Here is a 19,741-nt window from a genome sequence, read left to right as displayed (position 1 = left end):
TCCCTCCAAAGTGTTTTGTTAAAGTGTATATCTGAAAGTAAATGAATTTGTTGTAATTAGGTTTGTTACAACCTGATGTAATCATTATAGTTACAGGGTGTTATTTTTGTCAATAGGTTTGTTTGTGAATTATTTTTTGTTTTAGTATGCACAGTTAGAGGGAGGGTAGTCATAACGATATTGTTACTGCGACCCTGTCTAATATTTGGAAATTGCAAATTGTCGAAAAATATTGATTTTTGAATGTTTTTTAAATATAATTCGTTTTATGGAGAAAAGGAGGGGGTTAATTGTATGAATATTTTAGAGCAATTTATTTCATCAACAAATACAATTCTTTGGTCATATATTCTTATTGCAATGTTAATTGGTTTAGGTCTTTATTTTTCTATTAAATTAAAATTTGTACAACTTACTCATTTAGGGGAAATGGTTCGACTAATGAGTGATGGATTAACTGGAAAGACGCGTAAAAAGGGGAGTGTATCATCTTTCCAAGCATTTTGTATGAGTTCAGCAGCTCGTATTGGAATTGGGAACTTAGCTGGTGTAGCGTTAGCTATTTCTATGGGAGGACCTGGTGCAGTATTTTGGATGTGGGTCATTGCGATTATCGGAGCGTCTTCAAGTTTTGTAGAAAGTACGCTTGCCCAAATTTATAAAGTAAAAGATGGCAGTGGCTTCCGTGGTGGTCCTGCTTATTATATGGAAAAAGGTTTAAATAAACGTTGGATGGGAATTTGGTTCTCGATCCTTATTACAGTTAGTTACGGTTTAATTTTTAACTCAGTACAAGCGAATACAGTAACATTAGCATTTGAAAATGCATTTGGTTTAGAGCGTTATATTGTTGGTATTGCATTAGCTGCATTAGTTGCAGTTATTATTTTTGGTGGTGTAAAAAGTATTGCACGTATGTCGGAAATGATTGTTCCGCCGATGGCGCTTATTTATATTGCGGTAGCTATTTTTGTTGTCATTAAAAACTTCTATTTAATACCAGATGTGTTTACGGAAATCTTTAAAGGTGCATTCGGTTTAGATTCAGCTGTAGGTGGCGGTATCGGTGCTGCGATGAAATACGGTATTCAGCGCGGATTATTTGCGAACGAAGCAGGAATGGGTAGTGCTCCGAATGCGGCAGCAACAGCTGATGTAACGCATCCAGCAAAACAAGGTTTTATTCAAACAATTGGAGTATTAGTAGATACATTTTTAGTGTGTACATCAACAGCATTTATCGTACTATGTTCTGGTGCATATAAAGCAACGAATTTAGAAGGTATTGAACTCACGCAAAATGCATTAAGTTCACAAATTGGCCCATGGGCAAGTAGCTTCTTAGCGATTATTATTTTCTTATTTGCTTTCAGTTCACTTCTAGGAAACTACTATTATGGTGAAACAAATATTGAATTTATTAAACAAAGTAAAACTTGGTTAACAATTTACCGTATTGCGGTAGTGGGAATGGTATTATTCGGTTCTGTTGCGACGCTTCAAGTTGTATGGAATATGGCGGACTTATTTATGGGACTAATGGTAATCACGAACTTAATTGCGATTACACTTCTTGGACGATTTGCATATGCTGCATTGGCAGACTATGTAAGGCAAAAGAAACAAGGAAAAGATCCAGTCTTCCGTGCAGATTCTATTCCCGGTTTAACGAACACAGAGTGTTGGGATAAGTCAGCGGTAACGGATAAAGAAAAAGCAGTATAATGAAAAGGCGAGCATCGAGATGAATTCGGTGCTCGTTTTTTATTGTAGTAAATGATGAAAAGAGTAAGAGGTAATGATTAATATAATTTTTGGTTGTTCATTTTTCATGTTATTTGTAGGGAACGTACTGTCTTAAAGGTATGAATGGTCGCATAGGATGAGTGATTTAGTATTGGATAAATGCGCGTATTGGTTATAGTTTTACGTAAAAAAATCATGTATGTTAATTATGTTGACGTATAGATGTTAGAAAACCTAACATAAAGTTCTTGATTACTAAGAGTTTTTAGAATATAATTTTCTTATTGTTAGGAAGAGGGGGCAATGCAATTATGGATTTTTTAGCTAAGGGAATTGGGGATATAAATAATGTCCTTTGGTCATATATCATTATTGCGATGTTAATTGGGTTAGGACTTTACTTTTCATTCCGTGTGAAATTTGTCCAAGTTCGTTACTTCGGTGAAATGATTCGATTGCTTGGGGATGGGGCGAGTTCGAAAACGAGGAAAGCACAAAAAGAGAAGAGTGGTGTATCATCATTCCAGGCTTTTTGTATGAGTACAGCTTCTCGTGTAGGTACTGGTAACTTAGCCGGAGTAGCTATTGCAATTTCAGCAGGTGGTCCAGGAGCAGTATTTTGGATGTGGTTAATCGCGGTAATTGGGGGTGCTTCTGCATTTGTAGAGAGCACATTAGCGCAAATTTATAAAGTGAAAGATGGGAATACGTTCCGTGGTGGTCCAGCGTATTATATGGAAAAGGGGTTAAATAAGCGCTGGCTTGGAGCTATTTTCTCTGTATTAATAACAGTGAGTTTTGGATTAATTTTTAACGCTGTACAATCTAATACTGTAGCAGCTGCTTTTGATGGGGCATTCAAAACAGATAGTAGATTAGTAGGTCTTGTAATGGCTGGTTTACTTGCAGTTATTATTTTTGGCGGAGTAAAGCGAATTGCACGCGCGGTTGAAATGATTGTTCCAGTAATGGCGATTATTTATGTAGCAGTAGCATTATTCGTTGTTGTAACAAACATTACGGCAATTCCGTATGTATTTAAAGAAATTTTCTTACATGCTTTCGGAATTAAAGAAGTAGTAGGTGGAGGATTAGGTGCTGCGATTTTATTAGGGGTAAAACGCGGATTATTCTCAAATGAAGCAGGTATGGGTAGTGCGCCGAACGCAGCAGCGACTGCAAACGTAACGCACCCAGTTAAACAAGGTTTCATTCAAACTTTAGGGGTATTTACAGATACATTATTAATTTGTAGTTGTACAGCATTTATCATTCTTTTATCAGATGTGCATAATGCAGCTGATTTAAATGGTATTCAATTAACGCAACAAGCATTAAGTCAACATATCGGACCGTGGGCATCTATATTTGTAGCAGTTGCAATCTTCTTGTTTGCATTTAGTTCATTAGTAGGTAACTACTACTACGGTGAAACGAATATTGAATTCTTAAATGGAAGTAAAGTGTTATTAACAGCGTACCGCATTGCTGTACTTGGTATGGTTATGTTAGGGTCTGTAGCAACAATTCAAATCGTTTGGGATGTAGCTGATCTATTCATGGGTATTATGGCTGTTATTAACTTAGTTGCAATCGTATTCCTTTCTAAGTATGCTTTTGCAGCGTTATCAGATTACGTAAAGCAAAAGAAACAAGGAAAAGATCCAGTCTTCTATGCGAATTCAATTCCAGGCCTGAAAAATACAGAGTGCTGGGAAGAGCAAGTAGCAGATAAAGAAAAAGCGGTATAAGGAAATGGGTATCAAGTGAAACTTGATGCCCATTTTTTTATTTTATCTAAATCTTTGCAAGAAGTAAAAGACGAACATTAATGGATGTTTCTTAATAAAATGTAATTTTTTAAAGAAAAGTGCGGATATGAGTTGTGATTTATGTTAGAATGGAAAATGCCTTTGAAACAAGAGGTTTTATGATTTTTCTTATCCGATTGAAGATTTTGGAGGAGAAATGGAAAGTTCGGATTATTTCTTGTTTTTAGTGGTCAGACGTTCAACGTTAATGAAGAGTTAAATGGAGGATTTTATTAATGAAGTTTGTTATGTTTCTTGTAGGATTACTCGTTGTATTTGTACTCGGTTTTCTTATAAGCTCCGATCGAAAGAAGATTAAGTATAAACCAATCGCAATTATGCTTATTATTCAGCTAGCATTATCTTATTTCTTATTAAATACGCAAATTGGTTATATTTTAGTAAAAGGAATTTCAGATGGGTTTGGCGCACTTCTTGGATATGCGGAAGCTGGAATCGTTTTCGTATTTGGTGGTCTTGTTAATAAAGGAGAGGTTTCATTCTTCTTAACAGCGTTATTACCAATCGTATTCTTTGCCGTTTTAATCGGGATTCTGCAACACTTTAAAATTTTACCGATATTTATTCGTGCTATTGGTACATTGTTAAGTAAAGTAAATGGTCTAGGAAAATTAGAATCATATAACGCAGTAGCAGCTGCTATTGTTGGGCAAGCGGAAGTATTTATTACAGTAAAAGATCAATTAAGTAAAATCCCAAAACACCGTTTATATACATTATGTGCATCTTCTATGTCAACAGTATCGATGTCAATCGTCGGTTCTTACATGAAAATGATCGAACCAAAATATGTAGTAACAGCACTTGTATTAAATTTATTTAGTGGTTTCATTATTATTCATATTATTAACCCGTACGATATTACAGAAGAAGAAGATACACTGAAATTAGAAAATAAGAAAAAACAGTCATTCTTTGAAATGTTAAGTGAATATATTATGCTTGGTTTCACAATCGCGATTACAGTAGCAGCGATGTTACTTGGTTTCGTAGCATTAATTACAGCAATCAATAGCTTGTTTGATTCCATGTTCGGTATTACATTCCAAGCTATTTTAGGATACATTTTCTCGCCATTAGCATTCGTAATGGGTATCCCGCAAGCCGAGATGGTAACAGCGGGACAAATTATGGCAACGAAATTAGTATCAAACGAATTTGTTGCGATGCTTGATCTTGGAAAAGTAGCTGGTGATTTATCAGCTCGTACAGTTGGTATCCTTTCTGTATTCCTTGTATCATTTGCGAACTTCTCATCAATCGGAATTATCGCAGGTGCAACGAAAGGTATCGATGAAAATCAATCAAATGTAGTATCATCATTCGGTCTACGCCTTGTGTACGGTGCAACATTAGTAAGTATTCTATCAGCGATTATCGTTGGTGTTATGTTATAAAAAAGATGGTCCTAGCTCATAGCTAGGGCTATTTTTTATGGTAAATTTGCATAGAAAAACCAATTAATTAGGAATATATTAACATATAAAAATCTTTTTAAATTTATATTGCTTTTCAGTTAGATAACGCTTACAATTTGATTTGTAGGTGGTATCAATTTCAGACTTTCAAGTATGGTAGGAGAGAAGAAGCTACCTTTTATAAATTGCAATTTATGTAAACGCTTACTGATTTTAGATAATAGTTGAATAGTATTTAGGGGTTTTAAATTTTTTTAACATCAATGGTCAGACGTCATTCGTTATACGACCGATAACTCGTGGGAGAAGTGGAGGATTCACATATGAAAATAGTAATGTTTCTAGTCGGTTTACTTGTCGTATTTGTACTAGGTTTCCTTATCAGTTCAGATCGTAAGAAAATTAAATATAAACCAATTGCACTTATGCTTGTCATTCAATTGGTACTTGCATATTTCTTACTAAATACAAAGGTCGGATTTGTATTAGTAAAAGGGATTGCAGATGGGTTTGGCGCTATTTTAAAATTTGCGGAAGCAGGGGTTAATTTCGTATTTGGTGGTCTAGCAAATGATGGACAAGCACCATTCTTCTTAACAGTATTATTACCAATTATTTTCTTAGCGGTATTAATTGGGATCTTACAACATATTAAAATTTTACCGATTATCATTCGTGCAGTCGGTTTCCTATTAAGTAAAGTGAACGGTTTAGGAAAACTAGAATCATATAATGCAGTAGCAGCTGCGATTGTTGGTCAAGGGGAAGTATTCATTACAGTAAAAGATCAATTAAGCAAATTACCGAAAAATCGTTTATACACACTTTGTGCATCTTCCATGTCAACAGTATCGATGTCAATTGTCGGTTCTTATATGAAAATGATTGATCCAAAATATGTAGTAACGGCACTTGTATTAAACTTATTTAGTGGATTCATTATCGTTCATATTATTAATCCATATGACGTGAAAGAAGAAGACGATATTTTAGAATTACAAGAAGATAAAAAGCAAACATTCTTTGAAATGTTAGGCGAATATATTATGCTTGGTTTCTCTATCGCTGTAACAGTAGCGGCGATGTTAATCGGTTTCGTAGCATTAATTACAGCAATTAATGGTGTGTTCGATTCAATTTTCGGAATCACATTCCAAAGCATTTTAGGATACATTTTCTCACCATTAGCATTCGTAATGGGTATCCCAACATCAGAGATGCTAACAGCAGGACAAATTATGGCAACGAAATTAGTAACGAATGAATTCGTTGCAATGCTTGACCTTGGTAAAGTAGCTGGTGATTTATCAGCTCGTACAGTAGGTATTTTATCCATCTTCCTTGTATCATTTGCGAACTTCTCATCAATCGGAATTATCGCAGGTGCAACGAAGAGTATCGATGGTAAACAAGCAAACGTTGTATCATCATTCGGATTAAAACTTGTATACGGTGCAACATTAGTAAGTATATTATCAGCGGTTATCGTTGGGGTTATGCTTTAATAAATAGTAAAAAAGTCGTTTATCTTTCACTTAGAGGATAAACGACTTTTTTTTGTTTTGGTATGATAAATAATACAGAGAGGGGGAATTAGGTTGGAAGAACAGGATATTTTAAGGGAGTTTGACGAGATTATAGATAACATTGATCAATTAACTGGAGAAGATGCTAGAGCGTTTTTGAAATTGATACATGGATATTTGAGCATAGTAGAAGAAGGCGATGGGACTTTTACTCATAGTGACTTTGTTGAAAAGGTTTCTAGGTTTTATAAGAAAGATGTGGCGAGGGTTATTCAGCTGAGAGAAGAAATAAAAAAATCACCTTAATCCATTCATTAAGGTGATTGAAATACTACTCAGCTGGAGGCGTAAATGTACGTTTCTCTAATTCAGCATCTAACATAAATAATGCGTTTGAATCGCTTGTAATACGTTTTAATTTTTGGATGATGCTATCGAATGAAGCTTCTTCTTCTACTTGCTCATCGACGAACCATTTTAAGAATGTAATTGTTGCGTGTTCACGCTCATCCCAAGCGATATCAGATAGATTGTAAATACGTTTTGTTACTTCACGCTCGTGCTCAAGTGCTACTTCAAAAGCGTTCAGTACAGAGTCATATTCGTTATTTGGATTATCAAATCCAGTAATAATAGCGCGCTCACCGCGGTCATTAATGTAGTTGTAAAGCTTCATTGCGTGGAAACGTTCTTCTTCAGCTTGTACAAGGAAAAAGTTAGCGAATCCATCATAGCTTTCGGCTGTACAGTAAGCAGCCATTGCCATATAAGCGTGGGCAGAGTAAAACTCAAAGTTCATTTGATCGTTTAGTGCATCGTGCAATTTTTTAGATAACATAAAATCCCCCTTAGTATTGTGACAAGAATATTATATCATAATTGATAATATTCTCATTTGGATGTTTCAAACCTTTTCGAAAGCTTTGTGACGTGTGCGTCCATAATGTCTTGCAAATCTAAATCATATTTTTGTGAAAGAATAATAAGATTAGATAGTACATCACCAAGTTCTTCTTTTAGTTCTTGTTTTAGTTCTTCTTCTGTCTTAGCGTCTTCATCAGGACGATCGCGACCGATTTCGATTGCGCGAACAACGCGTGAAACTTCCCCAACTTCCTCTGTTAAGAAATTTAAGCGAATAAAGGCATTATACTGTGACCAGCTTCGTTTTTCGTAAAATTCCTCAACCCATCTTTGAAATGCAACGATATCCATTTCTTTCTCATCCCCTCGATATGTTGTACAATGTTCATTGTATCATAACAATATATAGTTTCGGGGTGTAAGGATGAGAAAGATTTGTGTGTTTGCAGGTTCCAACTTAGGGGAGAGACCAGAATTTAAAGAGCAGGCAATAGCGTTAGGGAAAATGTTTGTTGAGAACGATTATGAGCTTGTATACGGTGGTTCTTGCGTTGGATTAATGGGAGAAGTAGCAAATGAAGTACTTCGTTTAGGCGGGCGTGTAACAGGTGTTATGCCGCGCGGTCTATTCCGAGGAGAAATCGTTCATACAGGGTTAACAGAATTAATTGAAGTAGAAACGATGCATGAACGTAAAGCGAAAATGGCAGAGCTTTCGGATGCTTTCATCGCACTGCCGGGGGGATACGGAACGTTTGAAGAGCTATTTGAAGTAGTATGTTGGTCACAAATTGGTATACATAATAAGCCAGTTGGTTTATTGAACATAAAAGATTTTTATGGACCAATTTTGCAAATGGTTGAACGCGCAGCGGAAGAAGGATTTATGAATCCGTCAAATAAAGAGTTAATCGTTTCAGCTGAGACAGCTGATAAATTAATTCATGAAATACAAAATTACGAGCGTCCTGTTTTAGGAACGAAGTGGAAGCAGTTATCATAATACAATTTTATAGAGATTATTGGAAACACATGTCACTTTATCTTCAAAAGGCATGTGTTTTTAATTTAGTTAAATATGTTAATGTTGAGATATAATGTTTTGGGAAAAGGAGAAATAGATGGAGGAGTTTGTGTATTTAAGGCCGGTTTTTAAAAGTATTTTAGCAGCATCTATTCTTGTTATGCTAATTGTTTCAACACAGAAGAAAGAGCTAATTAATGAATTTTCGCTTTGGTTTATTTCGATATTGTGTATCGGTGTTTCAGCGATCACGTTGTTTATGTCTGGGTTTATTGTTGATGAGTATAATTTAGGTGGAGATTCGTTGTCGTTTGATATGTTTATTGGGATAGTTTGTATTAGCGGTTTGAATTTCATTATTTATTATAGGCGGAAATAAAAAGAAGGCATTCCGTATTACTTTGGAATGCCTTTATCATTTTCATTATTTTGTTTTTTATACAAGTACCAGCCACCCCAGCCGCCACCAATTGCTACTACAACGAGGAAAGCATAGTCTTTCACTTCGATACGTATGTTGAAAATATTAGCTATAAGTAAGACAATCCCAACTGTTATTAACGCAAAAAATGCTCTAATTAAGTAGTCTTTCAACTGAACCACTCCCGCCATTTAAGTAGTAAATGATGAATATGGAAAAGCTTTTTTTGAATCTATGTTACTATATTTTAACATAAAAGAGATTGTAATATATTGATGAAAGTAGGGGAGAGGGACGCAGATCTTGTCGTGATTTGTCGGTAAGTCGATATCCTATGTCGAATCGTCGATATAATGAAAAAATCGTTGATATATTTGAAAAATCGTCGATATATAGGGAAAATTGTTGATATAAATTTCATGTACTGATACACGCGACCATTCCATAGAAAAAAGCGACTCTGAACGAGCCGCTTCCGCTTTTAAGTAATATCCAGCTCCAGCGGCTAGAATCTCCGGTCATTTCGCTCTCTCGCTCGAAGCAAAAAGCGCTTCAAGGTCGAGAGCTCCAAATAGCCTGCGATTCTGAGCAAGCCGCTTCCGCTTTTAAGTATTACTGATTCAAGAACGCACGTAGCATCCAAGCGTGTTTTTCTAGTTCTGTGTAGATGCCTAGTAGTAGGTCAGATGTCATTTCGTCATCAGAGTCTTGAGCGATTTCCATGCCTTTTTTCAGTTCGACTAGCATCATTTCGTAGTCTTTCATGATTGCTTCGACCATCCCTTCTGCAGTTTCTCCATATGCTGCTTCTTGAATAGAAGATATTTCTAAGTATTCTTTCATTGTTGCTACTGGTTTGCCGCCAATTGCTAAAATACGTTCTGCAATTTCATCGATGTGAGTAGCTGATTCTGTGTAAAGTTCTTCGAATTTCTCATGTAATGTGAAGAATTGAGGTCCTTTTACGTACCAATGGAAGTTGTGTAATTTTGTGAATAAAACGCTCCAGTCTGCTACTTGTTTGTTTAATACTTCGATTACTTGTTTGTTCATTATGATCAATCTCCTTTTGAGTTGTTATGTGATATCAATTACTAATTTATAATTATTATAATTTAGTGATTCGTATAAATCAACCCTTTTGCTGGAATTAATTTGAACAAATTATGAACTGTTGTAAATAAAAATCCCTATTACCTTGGAGTAATAGGGATTTTGTTTGATATATAGCTGTTGTTCTAAACGAGCTGCTTTCACTTTTAGCTGTTACACAGCCTTCTGTTTTTCTTCTATATCCTGTCCATCCCAACACTCTGTATTTTGTAAGCCAGGGATAGAACTTGCAACGAAAACAGGATCTTTTCCTTGTTTCTTTTGCTTAATATAGTCTACTAATGCTGCGTAGGCGAATTTGCTTAGGAATGAGATGGCAATTAAGTTTGTGAATACCATTAGTCCCATGAATAAATCAGCTAAGCTCCAAACTGTTTGAAGGGCAGCGATTGATCCGAAGAATACCATTCCGACAACTGCCACGCGATAAATCATTAACCATGTTTTACTTTCTTTAATGAATGCGATATTTGTTTCACCATAATAGTAGTTTCCTAGTAAAGAACTGAAAGCGAATAGGAAAATAATAATCGCTAAGAAAGTGCTTGCCCACGGTCCAATTTGTGAACTTAATGCATTTTGTGTTAATTCGATACCTTTTAAATTTGAACCTTTGTAAAGTCCAGAACATAATACGATAAATGCTGTTGATGTACATACTAAGAATGTGTCTACGAAAACACCTAATGCTTGAACAAGTCCTTGTTTTACAGGGTGAGATACATCTGATGTTGCAGCTGCGTTAGGGGAGCTACCCATACCTGCTTCTGTTGCGAATAGACCGCGCTGAATTCCGTACTTAATTGCTGCTCCAATACCACCAGCGATGGCTTGGTCTAAACCGAATGCACCATTAAATATTTCCATAAAAATGCTTGGTAACATAGTAAAGTTGTTAATCACGACAAAAATAGCCACACCAATATAAATGATTGCCATTGGAGGAACAATCATTTCCGTAATACGTGAAATGCTCTTAATGCCACCGAAAATAATAACTGCAACTAATAAAGCTAATAGAGCTCCTACGATCGTTCGCTCTAGTCCAAAAGCATTTTCAAATGCAATTGTTACTGTATTTGCTTGTACAGAATTGAAAATTAATCCGTATGCAACTGTAATAAGAAGTGAGAACCAAACACCCATCCAGCGTTTGTTTAATCCTTTTTCCATGTAATATGCGGGTCCACCACGGAATCTGCTTCCATCTTTTACTTTATAAATTTGCGCGAGCGTACATTCTACGAAACTAGTAGCTGCTCCAAGGATGGCGATAAACCACATCCAAAACACTGCGCCAGGTCCACCCATTGAAATAGCTAATGCTACACCAGCTAAATTTCCGATACCGATACGTGCTGCTGCACTTAAGCAAAATGCTTGGAACGGAGAGATGCTATCTTTCTTTTTTTCTTTTCGATTAAATCCTTTACTAATTAAACCGACCATCTCACCGAAATGGGTAATTTGGACAAATTTTAATTTAAAAGAAAAATAAAGACCGAAGCCGATTAGCATTGCAATAAGAATATATGACCATAAAATATTATTCGTTACCTCAAGGAATCTGCTAAAGATATCAACCATATAATACACTTCCTTTTTTCCGTAATAAGAAAATTATATGCAAAAAATATATGAGAATCAATTTTTCTAAAAAATTATGTTACTTAAAGTTATTTTATGTTATGATTATGTTACATCTTAATATTTTTAGAATTGTTTCCATTTTAAAAAACTAAATGTAGAGCGAGAAAGAGGGGATAATTTGAAAGAAGAAACTTTATTGAAAGTAAGCCTTAAGAGTTTGAAAATGAGAAGTAATATATTTTTTATCATTACATCTTTAAGTATCTTTTTAGGAGCCACTTATTATTACAATAAAAGATTTCCAAATCACAGGTATCCTGAATGGTTAGAGTTTCTAAAGTTGATTGGATGAATAAAAGACAGAAAAACAGAAAATTCAAATAAAAATTGTTGTGGAGGAGCTAAATATGAATATTAGAGAAAGTGAACTTCCGGGTATTGGTTATAAGTTTCAAATCGTTACGAAAGGTAACGAGAAGATGGTGATTGTTATTCATGATGACGGGCGTAGAGAAATGTATCATTTTGATTCAGACCATGAAGAAAGTATCTCAAGTATTTCATTACGTGACTCAGAGGCAAGACAAATTGCAGCCATACTAGGTGGAATGGTATATAAGCCGAGAGCATTAGAAAATGTTGAAATGGTTTTTGAAGGTTTGGCGATTGAGTGGTTTAAAGTGGAGAATGCTGCGCCAGCAATCGGAAAAACAATCGGCGATCTGGAAATAAGAAAAACATATAGCGTAACGATTATTGCAGTTATGAAAAAGAATATGAAAAAGCTATTTAATCCAGGACCAGAAACAGTAATTGAGGAAGGCGATATGCTTGTAGTTTCAGGCGAGAGAGAAGAAATTAAAAAAATTATTAATGAGTTACTTTCGAATAGGGGGACTGACTAGATGGATACGTTAATTTTTGAAGTTGGTACAGCGTTAGTATTAGTTGCAATTGCAGCAGTAATTGCTGGTAAGTTTAAATTCTCAGTTATTCCGTTTTTAATTGTTCTTGGGATGTTAGTGGGGCCACATGCGCCGACAATTGGTGTGATCGATTTCAAGTTTATTGAAAGTGCAAGTGTCATTTCCTTCCTTGGACGGATTGGAGTTCTGTTCCTTCTGTTCTATCTAGGACTAGAGTTTTCGATGAAAAAATTAATTAAATCTGGACGTTCTATTGCGATTGGCGGAACGATCTATATTTTAATTAACTTTTCACTTGGGTTATTGTACGGATTTATCATGGGATTCCCTTTACTAGAAATCTTAATTATTGCGGGTATTATTACGATTTCTTCTAGCGCTATCGTTGCAAAGGTGTTAGTGGATTTAAGAAGAACTGGTAATAATGAGACCGAATTAATTTTAGGAATTATCATGTTCGAAGATATATTCCTTGCTGTATATTTATCAGTCGTTTCTGGATTAGTTCTAGGGGATCACGCTTCATTCTTAGGTGCCCTTACTTCAATTGGAATTGCTTTAGGATATATGCTTCTATTCTTTATTGTAGCTAGAAAAGCGACGCCGTTATTAAATAAATTGCTTAATATTAGTTCGGATGAAATTTTCATTATTGTAGTATTTGCTTCATTATTCTTTATTGCAGGATTCTCGGAAACAATTCATGTTGCCGAAGCAATTGGAGCACTTCTTTTAGGATTAGTTTTCTCTGAGACAGAGCATAGTGACAGAATTGAACATCTCGTTGTTCCATTTAGAGACTTTTTCGGAGCTATTTTCTTCTTCAGTTTCGGATTAAGCATTGATCCGTTCTCATTGGGCGGAGCGATATGGTTAACGTTAGGTGCAGTTCTTCTTACAATCATCGGGAACTTTATAGCAGGGATGATTGCAGGACGACAAGCTGGATTATCTCATAAAGCGTCAACAAATATTGGATTAACAATCGTTTCAAGAGGAGAATTCTCCATCATTATGGCCAATATCGGTATCGCTGGTGGTTTAATGTCAGTCTTGAAGCCATTCTCAGCACTATACGTGCTTATACTATCTATCTTAGGTCCACTTCTGACAAAAGAGTCAAAGAATGTATATAAATTTTTAAATAAAGTCTTTAAGTGGGATACGAAGACTAACTAAGTTAAAAAAATAAAAGTAAAAGATATGTATGAAAAAAGTGATTATGGAAAAGGAATCTATGTCGGCATAGGTTCCTTTTTTATTGGTATTTTTTCAAGGATGAAAGAATATGTTTAATATTTACCATATTGTGGCATACATATAGAAAAAGGGTGCTTGGAAAGGGGAATAAAGAGAAATGGAACTCCAGTTTCAAAATGTATATCAACAGGTGGAGAATTGGTATGTGTTGGATTCGGAGCTTCCTTGGGATGTCAAAAGGCTTAGAGACGATTTATTTTCACTGATTGAAGTATGTAAAACGCCGGTTATTTTTTGTGATACGTGTGATGCGAATCATGTCCTTTTATCACTAGGAGAAGAAGAAGAGGAATTTTTATTCCCGGTAGGTGGTTTTTATCATAAAGAAAAACAATTAATTTTTGTTTGTATGTGGGAGGAGTATGAGCAAGTCCTTAAAACATTGCTACATGAATTTCGTCATGCGATGCAGCATAAGAGCGAAGTATTGTATGTTGGAAGTGAATTGTACGAAGATAGATGGATTGAGAAAGATGCGAGCAAGTTCGCGGAGAGGAAGTTAGATGAATATAAAAATAGAAAGTTAATGTAAAGCATAGTGGAGAAATAGCACTGTGCTTTCTTTGCTTCTTACTAAAAATAAGTAATTGACTTTTATGAAGTTTAGTTCTAAACTAATGGTATGAAATGAGCGAGGTGATGAAATGAAAACAGAAGATAGACTAGGTTTACTACTATGGTTTCGTTTATCACGTTTTTATAACAAAAGTATTCGTGAGACGAATCAGCATTTGAAAGAATGGAAAGTATCTGCCGCTCAGTTTGATGTACTAGCTCAAGTTGGAGGGCATGGCCGTTTAACGCAGCAAGAGCTTGGAAATAAGCTATTTGTTACGAAGGGAAATATTACGCAGCTTTTAAATAAAATGGAGCAGCTCGAATGGATTCGTCGTGAACAAGAAGGTACTACAAAATATATTTCGTTAACAGAAAAGGGAAGAGCTTTATATGAAGAAATCATCCCGCCTCAAGAAACATTCCAAGCGGAGCAGTTTCAAAATTTAAATGTAGAAGAACAACATCAATTACTACAATTACTAAAAAAGTTACAGTGAGAAAAATTTTAAAATAAATCTCGAATTCGAGATAATATGAGGTGAAGGATATGTTTAGAAAAGTTGATCATAAAAATATGGGAAGAGCAAATCACGGTTGGTTAAATACACATTTTCATTTTTCATTTGCAAATTATTATAATCCTAATAACATGAACTTCGGTGCATTACGTGTAATTAATGATGACTTAGTAGCACCGCAAACTGGTTTTGATATGCATCCCCACCGCGATATGGAAATCATTTCGTACGTTGTAGACGGTGCTTTAACACATGAAGATAGCATGGGGAACCGCGGAACAATTGAGCGTGGACATGTTCAATATATGAGTGCGGGTACGGGTGTATTTCATAGTGAGCATAATTTAGGAAATGAAACATTACGTTTACTACAAATTTGGATTTTACCAGATCGCGCGGACCATAAACCAAACTATGGTGAGTTTAAATTTGATTGGAGCAAGCGTGAAAATGAATGGTTTCATATGGTATCTCAAGTAGAAGGCGGGGCACCAATTCAAATTCATCAAGATGCGAATTTATATGCTTTATCGTTACATGCTGGAAAAGAAATTCATTTTCCAGTGAAAGAAGGCCGTCAATTGTATCTTGTACAAATTGAAGGTAATAGTGTAATCAATGGTGAGACACTTGTTATGCGTGATGCGGCAGAAGCGATAGAAGAAGATATTCATATTGTAGCGAAAGAGCAATCTCACTATTTAGCAATTGAATTGAAAAAACAATAAAAGGTTTGAAAAGAGGACATCCGATAGATGTCCTCTTTTTTTGAGTGGAATTGTCAGAAAAAACTTTCTCAAATTTTAGGGAAAGGTATCAACTTGAAAAACAAGAATTGTATAAAAGTGTCAAAAATCTTTATGGGAATGGGGAATGTTATAGTGAAAAAGCAAGTCATTTCATCAGCATTAGCGTTAACTGTTATCGCCGGGGGATTTGGAACATTTGGAGCAACGACAACGAAAGCGGAAGAACAGAAAATTCAATACCATCAAGAATTTAAAACGCCTGCATACATAGGTGAAGAATGGAAAGCGCCGGAAGGACTAGATAAAAAAGAAACGGTCTTTCAATATTTAGAGAGTAAGAAAGATATGTTCAAATTAGCAGGAAATATGGATAAACACTTTAATGTCGTTGGGGAAGAAAAAGATGCTGAATCCGGTACAACACACGTGAAGCTAGTTGAGAAACATAATAACATTCCTGTGTACGGTTCAGATCAAACAGTTACACTAGATAAAGAAAATAATGTAAAAGCATTCTTCGGACAAGTTATTCCGAATTTAGAGGATAAAAATATTCCTGCATTTGCAAAGATTAGTGCAGAGCAAGCAGAAACAATTGCAAAGGCAGATATTGAAAAAGAAGTTGGTAAAGTAAAAAATTATGACGGTGTGAAAAAAGATTTATATGTGTATGAAAAAGATGAGAATTACTATCTTGCATACTTAGTGAAAGCATCGATTTCAAAGCCAGCTCCAGGGTATTGGCATTACTTTGTTGATGCGACAAATGGAAATGTGATTGAGAAATATAACGCTGTAGATAACATTACAGGATTTGGTTACGGAGTATTGGGCGGTAAACAATCATTTGAAATTGCTCAAGATACGAAAACAGGAGAATTCAACTTATTTGATGGTAAACGAGGACAAGGTATCCATACATTTGATGCAGAGAATATGGACGAAAACTGGTTTAATCTATTCTCACAAATTCTTGGGTATACGGGAGAAGAAGTTAAGAGTAAATCTAAGTTCTTCGAAGATAAAGCGGCAGTTGATGCGCATGTAAATGCAGGGAAAGTATATGATTACTACAAAAAGACATTTAATCGTAACTCTTTCGATGATAAAGGTGCGAAGCTAATTTCTACTGTTCACGTTGGAGAAAGCTGGAATAACGCAGCTTGGAACGGTGTGCAAATGATGTATGGTGATGGCGATGGTAAAACATTCATTCCATTATCTGCTGGACTAGATGTTATCGGTCACGAATTAACGCATGCTGTCACTGAGCATACAGCAAATCTTGTTTATAAAAATGAGCCGGGTGCGTTAAATGAATCGTTATCTGATATTATGGGTGTTATGGTTGAGAAGAAGAGCTGGGATTTAGGTGCTGACATTTATACACCTGGTAAACCTGGTGATGCACTTCGTTCATTGAAAGATCCAGCGTCTATTCCAAACCCATTAAAACCAGGTGAAGGTTACCCAGATCATTACAATAAACGCTACACTGGAACAGCTGATAATGGCGGCGTTCATATTAACAGTAGCATTAACAATAAAGCTGCATACTTAGTATCTGAAGGCGGGGAGCATTACGGCGTGAAAGTAACAGGAGTAGGCCGTGAAGCGACAGAAAAAATTTATTACCGTGCTCTTACGAAATATTTAACTGCAAACTCTGACTTTAAGATGATGCGTCAAGCAGCACTTCAGTCAGCTGAAGATTTATATGGTAAAAACTCTAAAGCTGTACAAGCTGTAACGAAAGCTTATGATGCAGTAGGCGTAAAATAATAAGAGAAAAAGACCTGACTAGGATGTCAGGTCTTTCTGTATTTAGTCGCGAATACCTAATGCGATTTTCGCCATACGTGACATACGTTCTTTAGACCAGGGCGGATTCCATACGACATTTACTTCTATTTCATTGACTTCAGGTACGTTCGTTGATAATACTTTTTTAACGTCTGATACAATTTGCCCAGCCATTGGACAACCGATAGAAGTCATCGTCATCGTAATGACAGCATTATTATTTTCATCTGCTGTAACGTCATAAACTAATCCAAGATTAATAATATCAACACCGAGTTCAGGATCAATAACAGCTTCTAAGTTTGCATATAACTTTTCTTCAAATGCTTGTTGTGACATGTGTAGCACCCCCCTACATATTAATGATATCGATTCTCATTATAACGGATATATGTATAAAGTGCAGGAAATGAGCTCAAAAAAATATTCCTCTTGGAAGAGGAATATTTTTGGAATGGCTATTCAGTTTTAAAATGAGATACGAGTTGATCTAATTCTTCAACTGTTTGTTTCATTTGTTTAGCTGTTTGTGTCATTTCATTCATCGTAACGACTTTTTTCTCAGCAGATTGTGCTGTTGCTGCTGTTTCACTAGATACTTCAGTAGAAATAGAAGCGATGTTATTCAGTGAAGCGTTCATTTCTTCAGCACTTGCAGCCATTTCTTCAGCAGTTGCTGAGATGTCTTGCATTTGAGTAGATACTTTGTTTACTTGTTCTACAATTGTTGTGAAAGAATTGCCAGCTTCACGAATAACATGAATGCCTTCAGATGCTTCCGAACGGCCTTGTGACATCATAGAGTTAGCAGTTTCAGTGTCTTGTTGAATTTGATGTAGTAGCTGGTTAATATCTGTTGCCGCTGTTTTAGATTGTTCAGCAAGTTTTCGAACTTCGTCAGCTACGACAGCGAAACCTTTTCCTTGTTCGCCAGCACGAGCTGCTTCAATAGAGGCGTTTAAAGCAAGTAAGTTTGTTTGTTCTGCGATATTAGAAATAGATTGTACAGCTGTATCAATATATTTTGTATGAGTGATTAGACGTTCGACCACTTCTGACGTAGCATTTACCGCGTCGTGTATCGTTGTCATTTGTGAAACAGATTTTTGAATAACAGTATTTCCATCGTTAGCTTGTTCGGATGTAGCTACAGCAAGTTCAGTTACAGATGAAGCAGATTCAGCAATGCGCTGAACACTTACTGTCATATCGTCCATTGCAGTTGAGCTTTCTTCCATGCTAGCAGATTGCGATTGAATACTTGCATTTAAGCTAGACATCGAGCTTTGAACTTTTATTGTTGCCTCACGTGATATATTCGTTTTTTCTAGCATATTTTCAGAAGCGTTTTGTACTTCCACAGATGTTTTTTGAACACGATTAATAATATGTTGTAGATTTTCTAACATTTTATTAAATGATGTTGCAATCGTACCAATTTCATCATTACTATTTACTTGTAGGCGGGCTGTTAAGTCACCTTCTTGAGATGATAATTCTTTTAGCTTGCTATCAATTTGTTGAATTGGTTTAACAAGTTTACCAGAGAACCACCATGCAAGTGTGATAGCTACGATAATACAAATAACAAGTGATAAGAAGACAACATATTCAATTTGTAGTGAAGATTGATCAATTTTTGCGATAGATTGATCACGTAGCTTAGCTTGTTCATTACTATAATTTGTGAAGTCACCAATTACTTTATAAACAGTACCATTTTCTGCATAAGCTACTTGTAAAGCTTCTTCCCACTTTTGTTCTTTTGCAAGAGGGAAAACTTTTTCTTCAATAAATTTTCTCCAAGCCGATCCTGATTCCATTGTGCTTTTCACAGATTGAGAAAGATTAGGATTTGAAAGAAGCTCATCCTTCTTATCTTCAAGAAGTTTACTCATTTCATTAAATTTGTCTAATTCAACTTGATCGTGCTGTAATAAATACCCTCTTAAAGCAGAGAGCTGTACTTGGTAAGCATCCCCGCGCTCTTTTAATTGTGTTGCAAGGGGGGAAATCTCTTTTTGTAATGCTTCAGCTTGACGAGATTGATCAATAGCAAAAAATAAAATAAAAGCTAAGGCGACTCCAAATAAAGCGCAAATCGTTCCCATCATGAACATTAGTTTTTTTCGAATGCTAATAAAACTCATATAATAAAATCCTCCTTTGTGAAATCATAGTATTAGAATTAATTAATGTAAAAAATTGAAAGAAAGCTTTACTCCGTCTGGAATAAAGCTTTCTTCTTTCCTTTAGGAATTATAGCAGACGGAATGAGAGATAGAAAGAGATATTTTAAAGTGAAAAAAGAGAGATTGTATGGTCATCTCCCTGTCAAGTAGACAGTCATAAAAAGAGTATTATGCCACGGCCTTTTCCCGATATTCTATCGG

20 protein-coding genes are annotated in these 19,741 nt (G+C 35.6%); 13 read left to right on the top strand and 7 right to left on the bottom strand.

Annotated features, from left to right (window positions below; translation table 11 throughout):
* The first annotated feature begins 294 nt into the window (after positions 1-294).
* The 5 genes from PDQ68_RS19960 to PDQ68_RS19940 all read left to right on the top strand — a co-directional run bounded on the left by PDQ68_RS19960 (position 295) and on the right by PDQ68_RS19940 (position 6,828).
* On the top strand, positions 295-1,725 hold the full coding sequence (locus tag PDQ68_RS19960) for an alanine/glycine:cation symporter family protein (protein WP_061183361.1): 1,431 nt from the start codon (positions 295-297) through the stop codon (positions 1,723-1,725).
* Positions 1,726-2,057: 332 nt separating this feature from the next.
* Entirely contained in the window at positions 2,058-3,497 is a 1,440-nt protein-coding gene (locus PDQ68_RS19955; RefSeq protein WP_061183360.1) for an alanine/glycine:cation symporter family protein, read from the top strand.
* 296 nt (positions 3,498-3,793) lie between these two features.
* Entirely contained in the window at positions 3,794-4,975 is a 1,182-nt protein-coding gene (locus PDQ68_RS19950; RefSeq protein WP_016718867.1) for a NupC/NupG family nucleoside CNT transporter, read from the top strand.
* Between the two features lie 344 nt (positions 4,976-5,319).
* Positions 5,320-6,501: a NupC/NupG family nucleoside CNT transporter gene (locus PDQ68_RS19945; protein ID WP_000706846.1), complete on the top strand. Its 1,182-nt coding sequence runs from the start codon at positions 5,320-5,322 to the stop codon at positions 6,499-6,501.
* A gap of 93 nt (positions 6,502-6,594) precedes the next feature.
* Positions 6,595-6,828, top strand: coding sequence for a hypothetical protein (locus PDQ68_RS19940; RefSeq protein WP_061183359.1), 234 nt, complete (start codon positions 6,595-6,597; stop codon positions 6,826-6,828).
* 25 nt (positions 6,829-6,853) lie between these two features.
* On the opposite strand, the gene PDQ68_RS19935 is transcribed toward PDQ68_RS19940, so the two are convergent.
* Together PDQ68_RS19935 and PDQ68_RS19930 are read right to left on the bottom strand one after the other, a co-directional pair.
* A complete protein-coding gene (locus tag PDQ68_RS19935; protein WP_000949389.1) occupies positions 6,854-7,360 on the bottom strand; it encodes a ferritin in 507 nt (168 codons plus the stop codon).
* A 53-nt stretch (positions 7,361-7,413) separates the two neighbouring features.
* Positions 7,414-7,737: a MazG nucleotide pyrophosphohydrolase domain-containing protein gene (locus PDQ68_RS19930; protein ID WP_000355748.1), complete on the bottom strand. Its 324-nt coding sequence runs from the start codon at positions 7,735-7,737 to the stop codon at positions 7,414-7,416.
* A gap of 73 nt (positions 7,738-7,810) precedes the next feature.
* On the opposite strand from PDQ68_RS19930, the gene PDQ68_RS19925 reads away from it, so the two are divergent.
* Both PDQ68_RS19925 and PDQ68_RS19920 read left to right on the top strand, forming a co-directional pair.
* Positions 7,811-8,389, top strand: a complete 579-nt coding sequence (locus PDQ68_RS19925) for an LOG family protein (RefSeq protein ID WP_001225729.1) — start codon at positions 7,811-7,813, stop codon at positions 8,387-8,389.
* A gap of 118 nt (positions 8,390-8,507) precedes the next feature.
* Entirely contained in the window at positions 8,508-8,789 is a 282-nt protein-coding gene (locus PDQ68_RS19920; RefSeq protein ID WP_061183358.1) for a hypothetical protein, read from the top strand.
* Between the two features lie 17 nt (positions 8,790-8,806).
* On the opposite strand, the gene PDQ68_RS19915 is transcribed toward PDQ68_RS19920, so the two are convergent.
* From PDQ68_RS19915 to PDQ68_RS19905, 3 genes are all read right to left on the bottom strand, one after another.
* Positions 8,807-9,004 carry a hypothetical protein gene (locus tag PDQ68_RS19915; protein ID WP_061183357.1) on the bottom strand — a complete coding sequence of 66 codons (198 nt, stop codon included), beginning with the start codon at positions 9,002-9,004 and terminating at the stop codon, positions 8,807-8,809.
* A 439-nt stretch (positions 9,005-9,443) separates the two neighbouring features.
* Positions 9,444-9,884 (bottom strand): Dps family protein, encoded by a 441-nt coding sequence (locus PDQ68_RS19910; RefSeq protein WP_001041889.1) that lies wholly within the window; start codon positions 9,882-9,884, stop codon positions 9,444-9,446.
* 213 nt (positions 9,885-10,097) lie between these two features.
* Positions 10,098-11,531, bottom strand: a complete 1,434-nt coding sequence (locus PDQ68_RS19905) for an alanine/glycine:cation symporter family protein (protein ID WP_000227573.1) — start codon at positions 11,529-11,531, stop codon at positions 10,098-10,100.
* A gap of 410 nt (positions 11,532-11,941) precedes the next feature.
* Between PDQ68_RS19905 and PDQ68_RS19900 the strand changes: the two genes are divergently transcribed.
* From PDQ68_RS19900 to nprB, 6 genes are all read left to right on the top strand, one after another.
* Positions 11,942-12,439 (top strand): cation:proton antiporter regulatory subunit, encoded by a 498-nt coding sequence (locus PDQ68_RS19900; RefSeq protein ID WP_001026069.1) that lies wholly within the window; start codon positions 11,942-11,944, stop codon positions 12,437-12,439.
* The gene (locus PDQ68_RS19895) at positions 12,440-13,639 is read left to right on the top strand and encodes a cation:proton antiporter (RefSeq protein WP_000380216.1); all 1,200 of its coding nucleotides are present in this window, start codon (positions 12,440-12,442) and stop codon (positions 13,637-13,639) included.
* 178 nt (positions 13,640-13,817) lie between these two features.
* A complete protein-coding gene (locus PDQ68_RS19890; RefSeq protein ID WP_061183356.1) occupies positions 13,818-14,252 on the top strand; it encodes a DUF3920 family protein in 435 nt (144 codons plus the stop codon).
* A gap of 112 nt (positions 14,253-14,364) precedes the next feature.
* Positions 14,365-14,775 (top strand): MarR family winged helix-turn-helix transcriptional regulator, encoded by a 411-nt coding sequence (locus PDQ68_RS19885; protein WP_000845455.1) that lies wholly within the window; start codon positions 14,365-14,367, stop codon positions 14,773-14,775.
* A 50-nt stretch (positions 14,776-14,825) separates the two neighbouring features.
* Positions 14,826-15,524 (top strand): pirin family protein, encoded by a 699-nt coding sequence (locus tag PDQ68_RS19880; protein WP_061183355.1) that lies wholly within the window; start codon positions 14,826-14,828, stop codon positions 15,522-15,524.
* Positions 15,525-15,677: 153 nt separating this feature from the next.
* Positions 15,678-17,327: a neutral protease NprB gene (gene nprB / locus PDQ68_RS19875; protein WP_061183379.1), complete on the top strand. Its 1,650-nt coding sequence runs from the start codon at positions 15,678-15,680 to the stop codon at positions 17,325-17,327.
* A gap of 42 nt (positions 17,328-17,369) precedes the next feature.
* On the opposite strand, the gene PDQ68_RS19870 is transcribed toward nprB, so the two are convergent.
* Positions 17,370-17,687, bottom strand: a complete 318-nt coding sequence (locus tag PDQ68_RS19870) for a metal-sulfur cluster assembly factor (RefSeq protein WP_000082521.1) — start codon at positions 17,685-17,687, stop codon at positions 17,370-17,372.
* Positions 17,688-17,806: 119 nt separating this feature from the next.
* A complete protein-coding gene (locus PDQ68_RS19865) occupies positions 17,807-19,498 on the bottom strand; it encodes a methyl-accepting chemotaxis protein (protein ID WP_061183353.1) in 1,692 nt (563 codons plus the stop codon).
* Between the last annotated feature and the right edge of the window lie 243 nt (positions 19,499-19,741).

This window comes from Bacillus cereus group sp. Bc010 (genome assembly GCF_027716745.1).
GTDB lineage: Bacteria > Bacillota > Bacilli > Bacillales > Bacillaceae_G > Bacillus_A > Bacillus_A pacificus.
The sequence above is the reverse complement of the archived record's forward strand: the minus strand, read 5'-3'. Positions and strand labels throughout refer to the sequence as shown.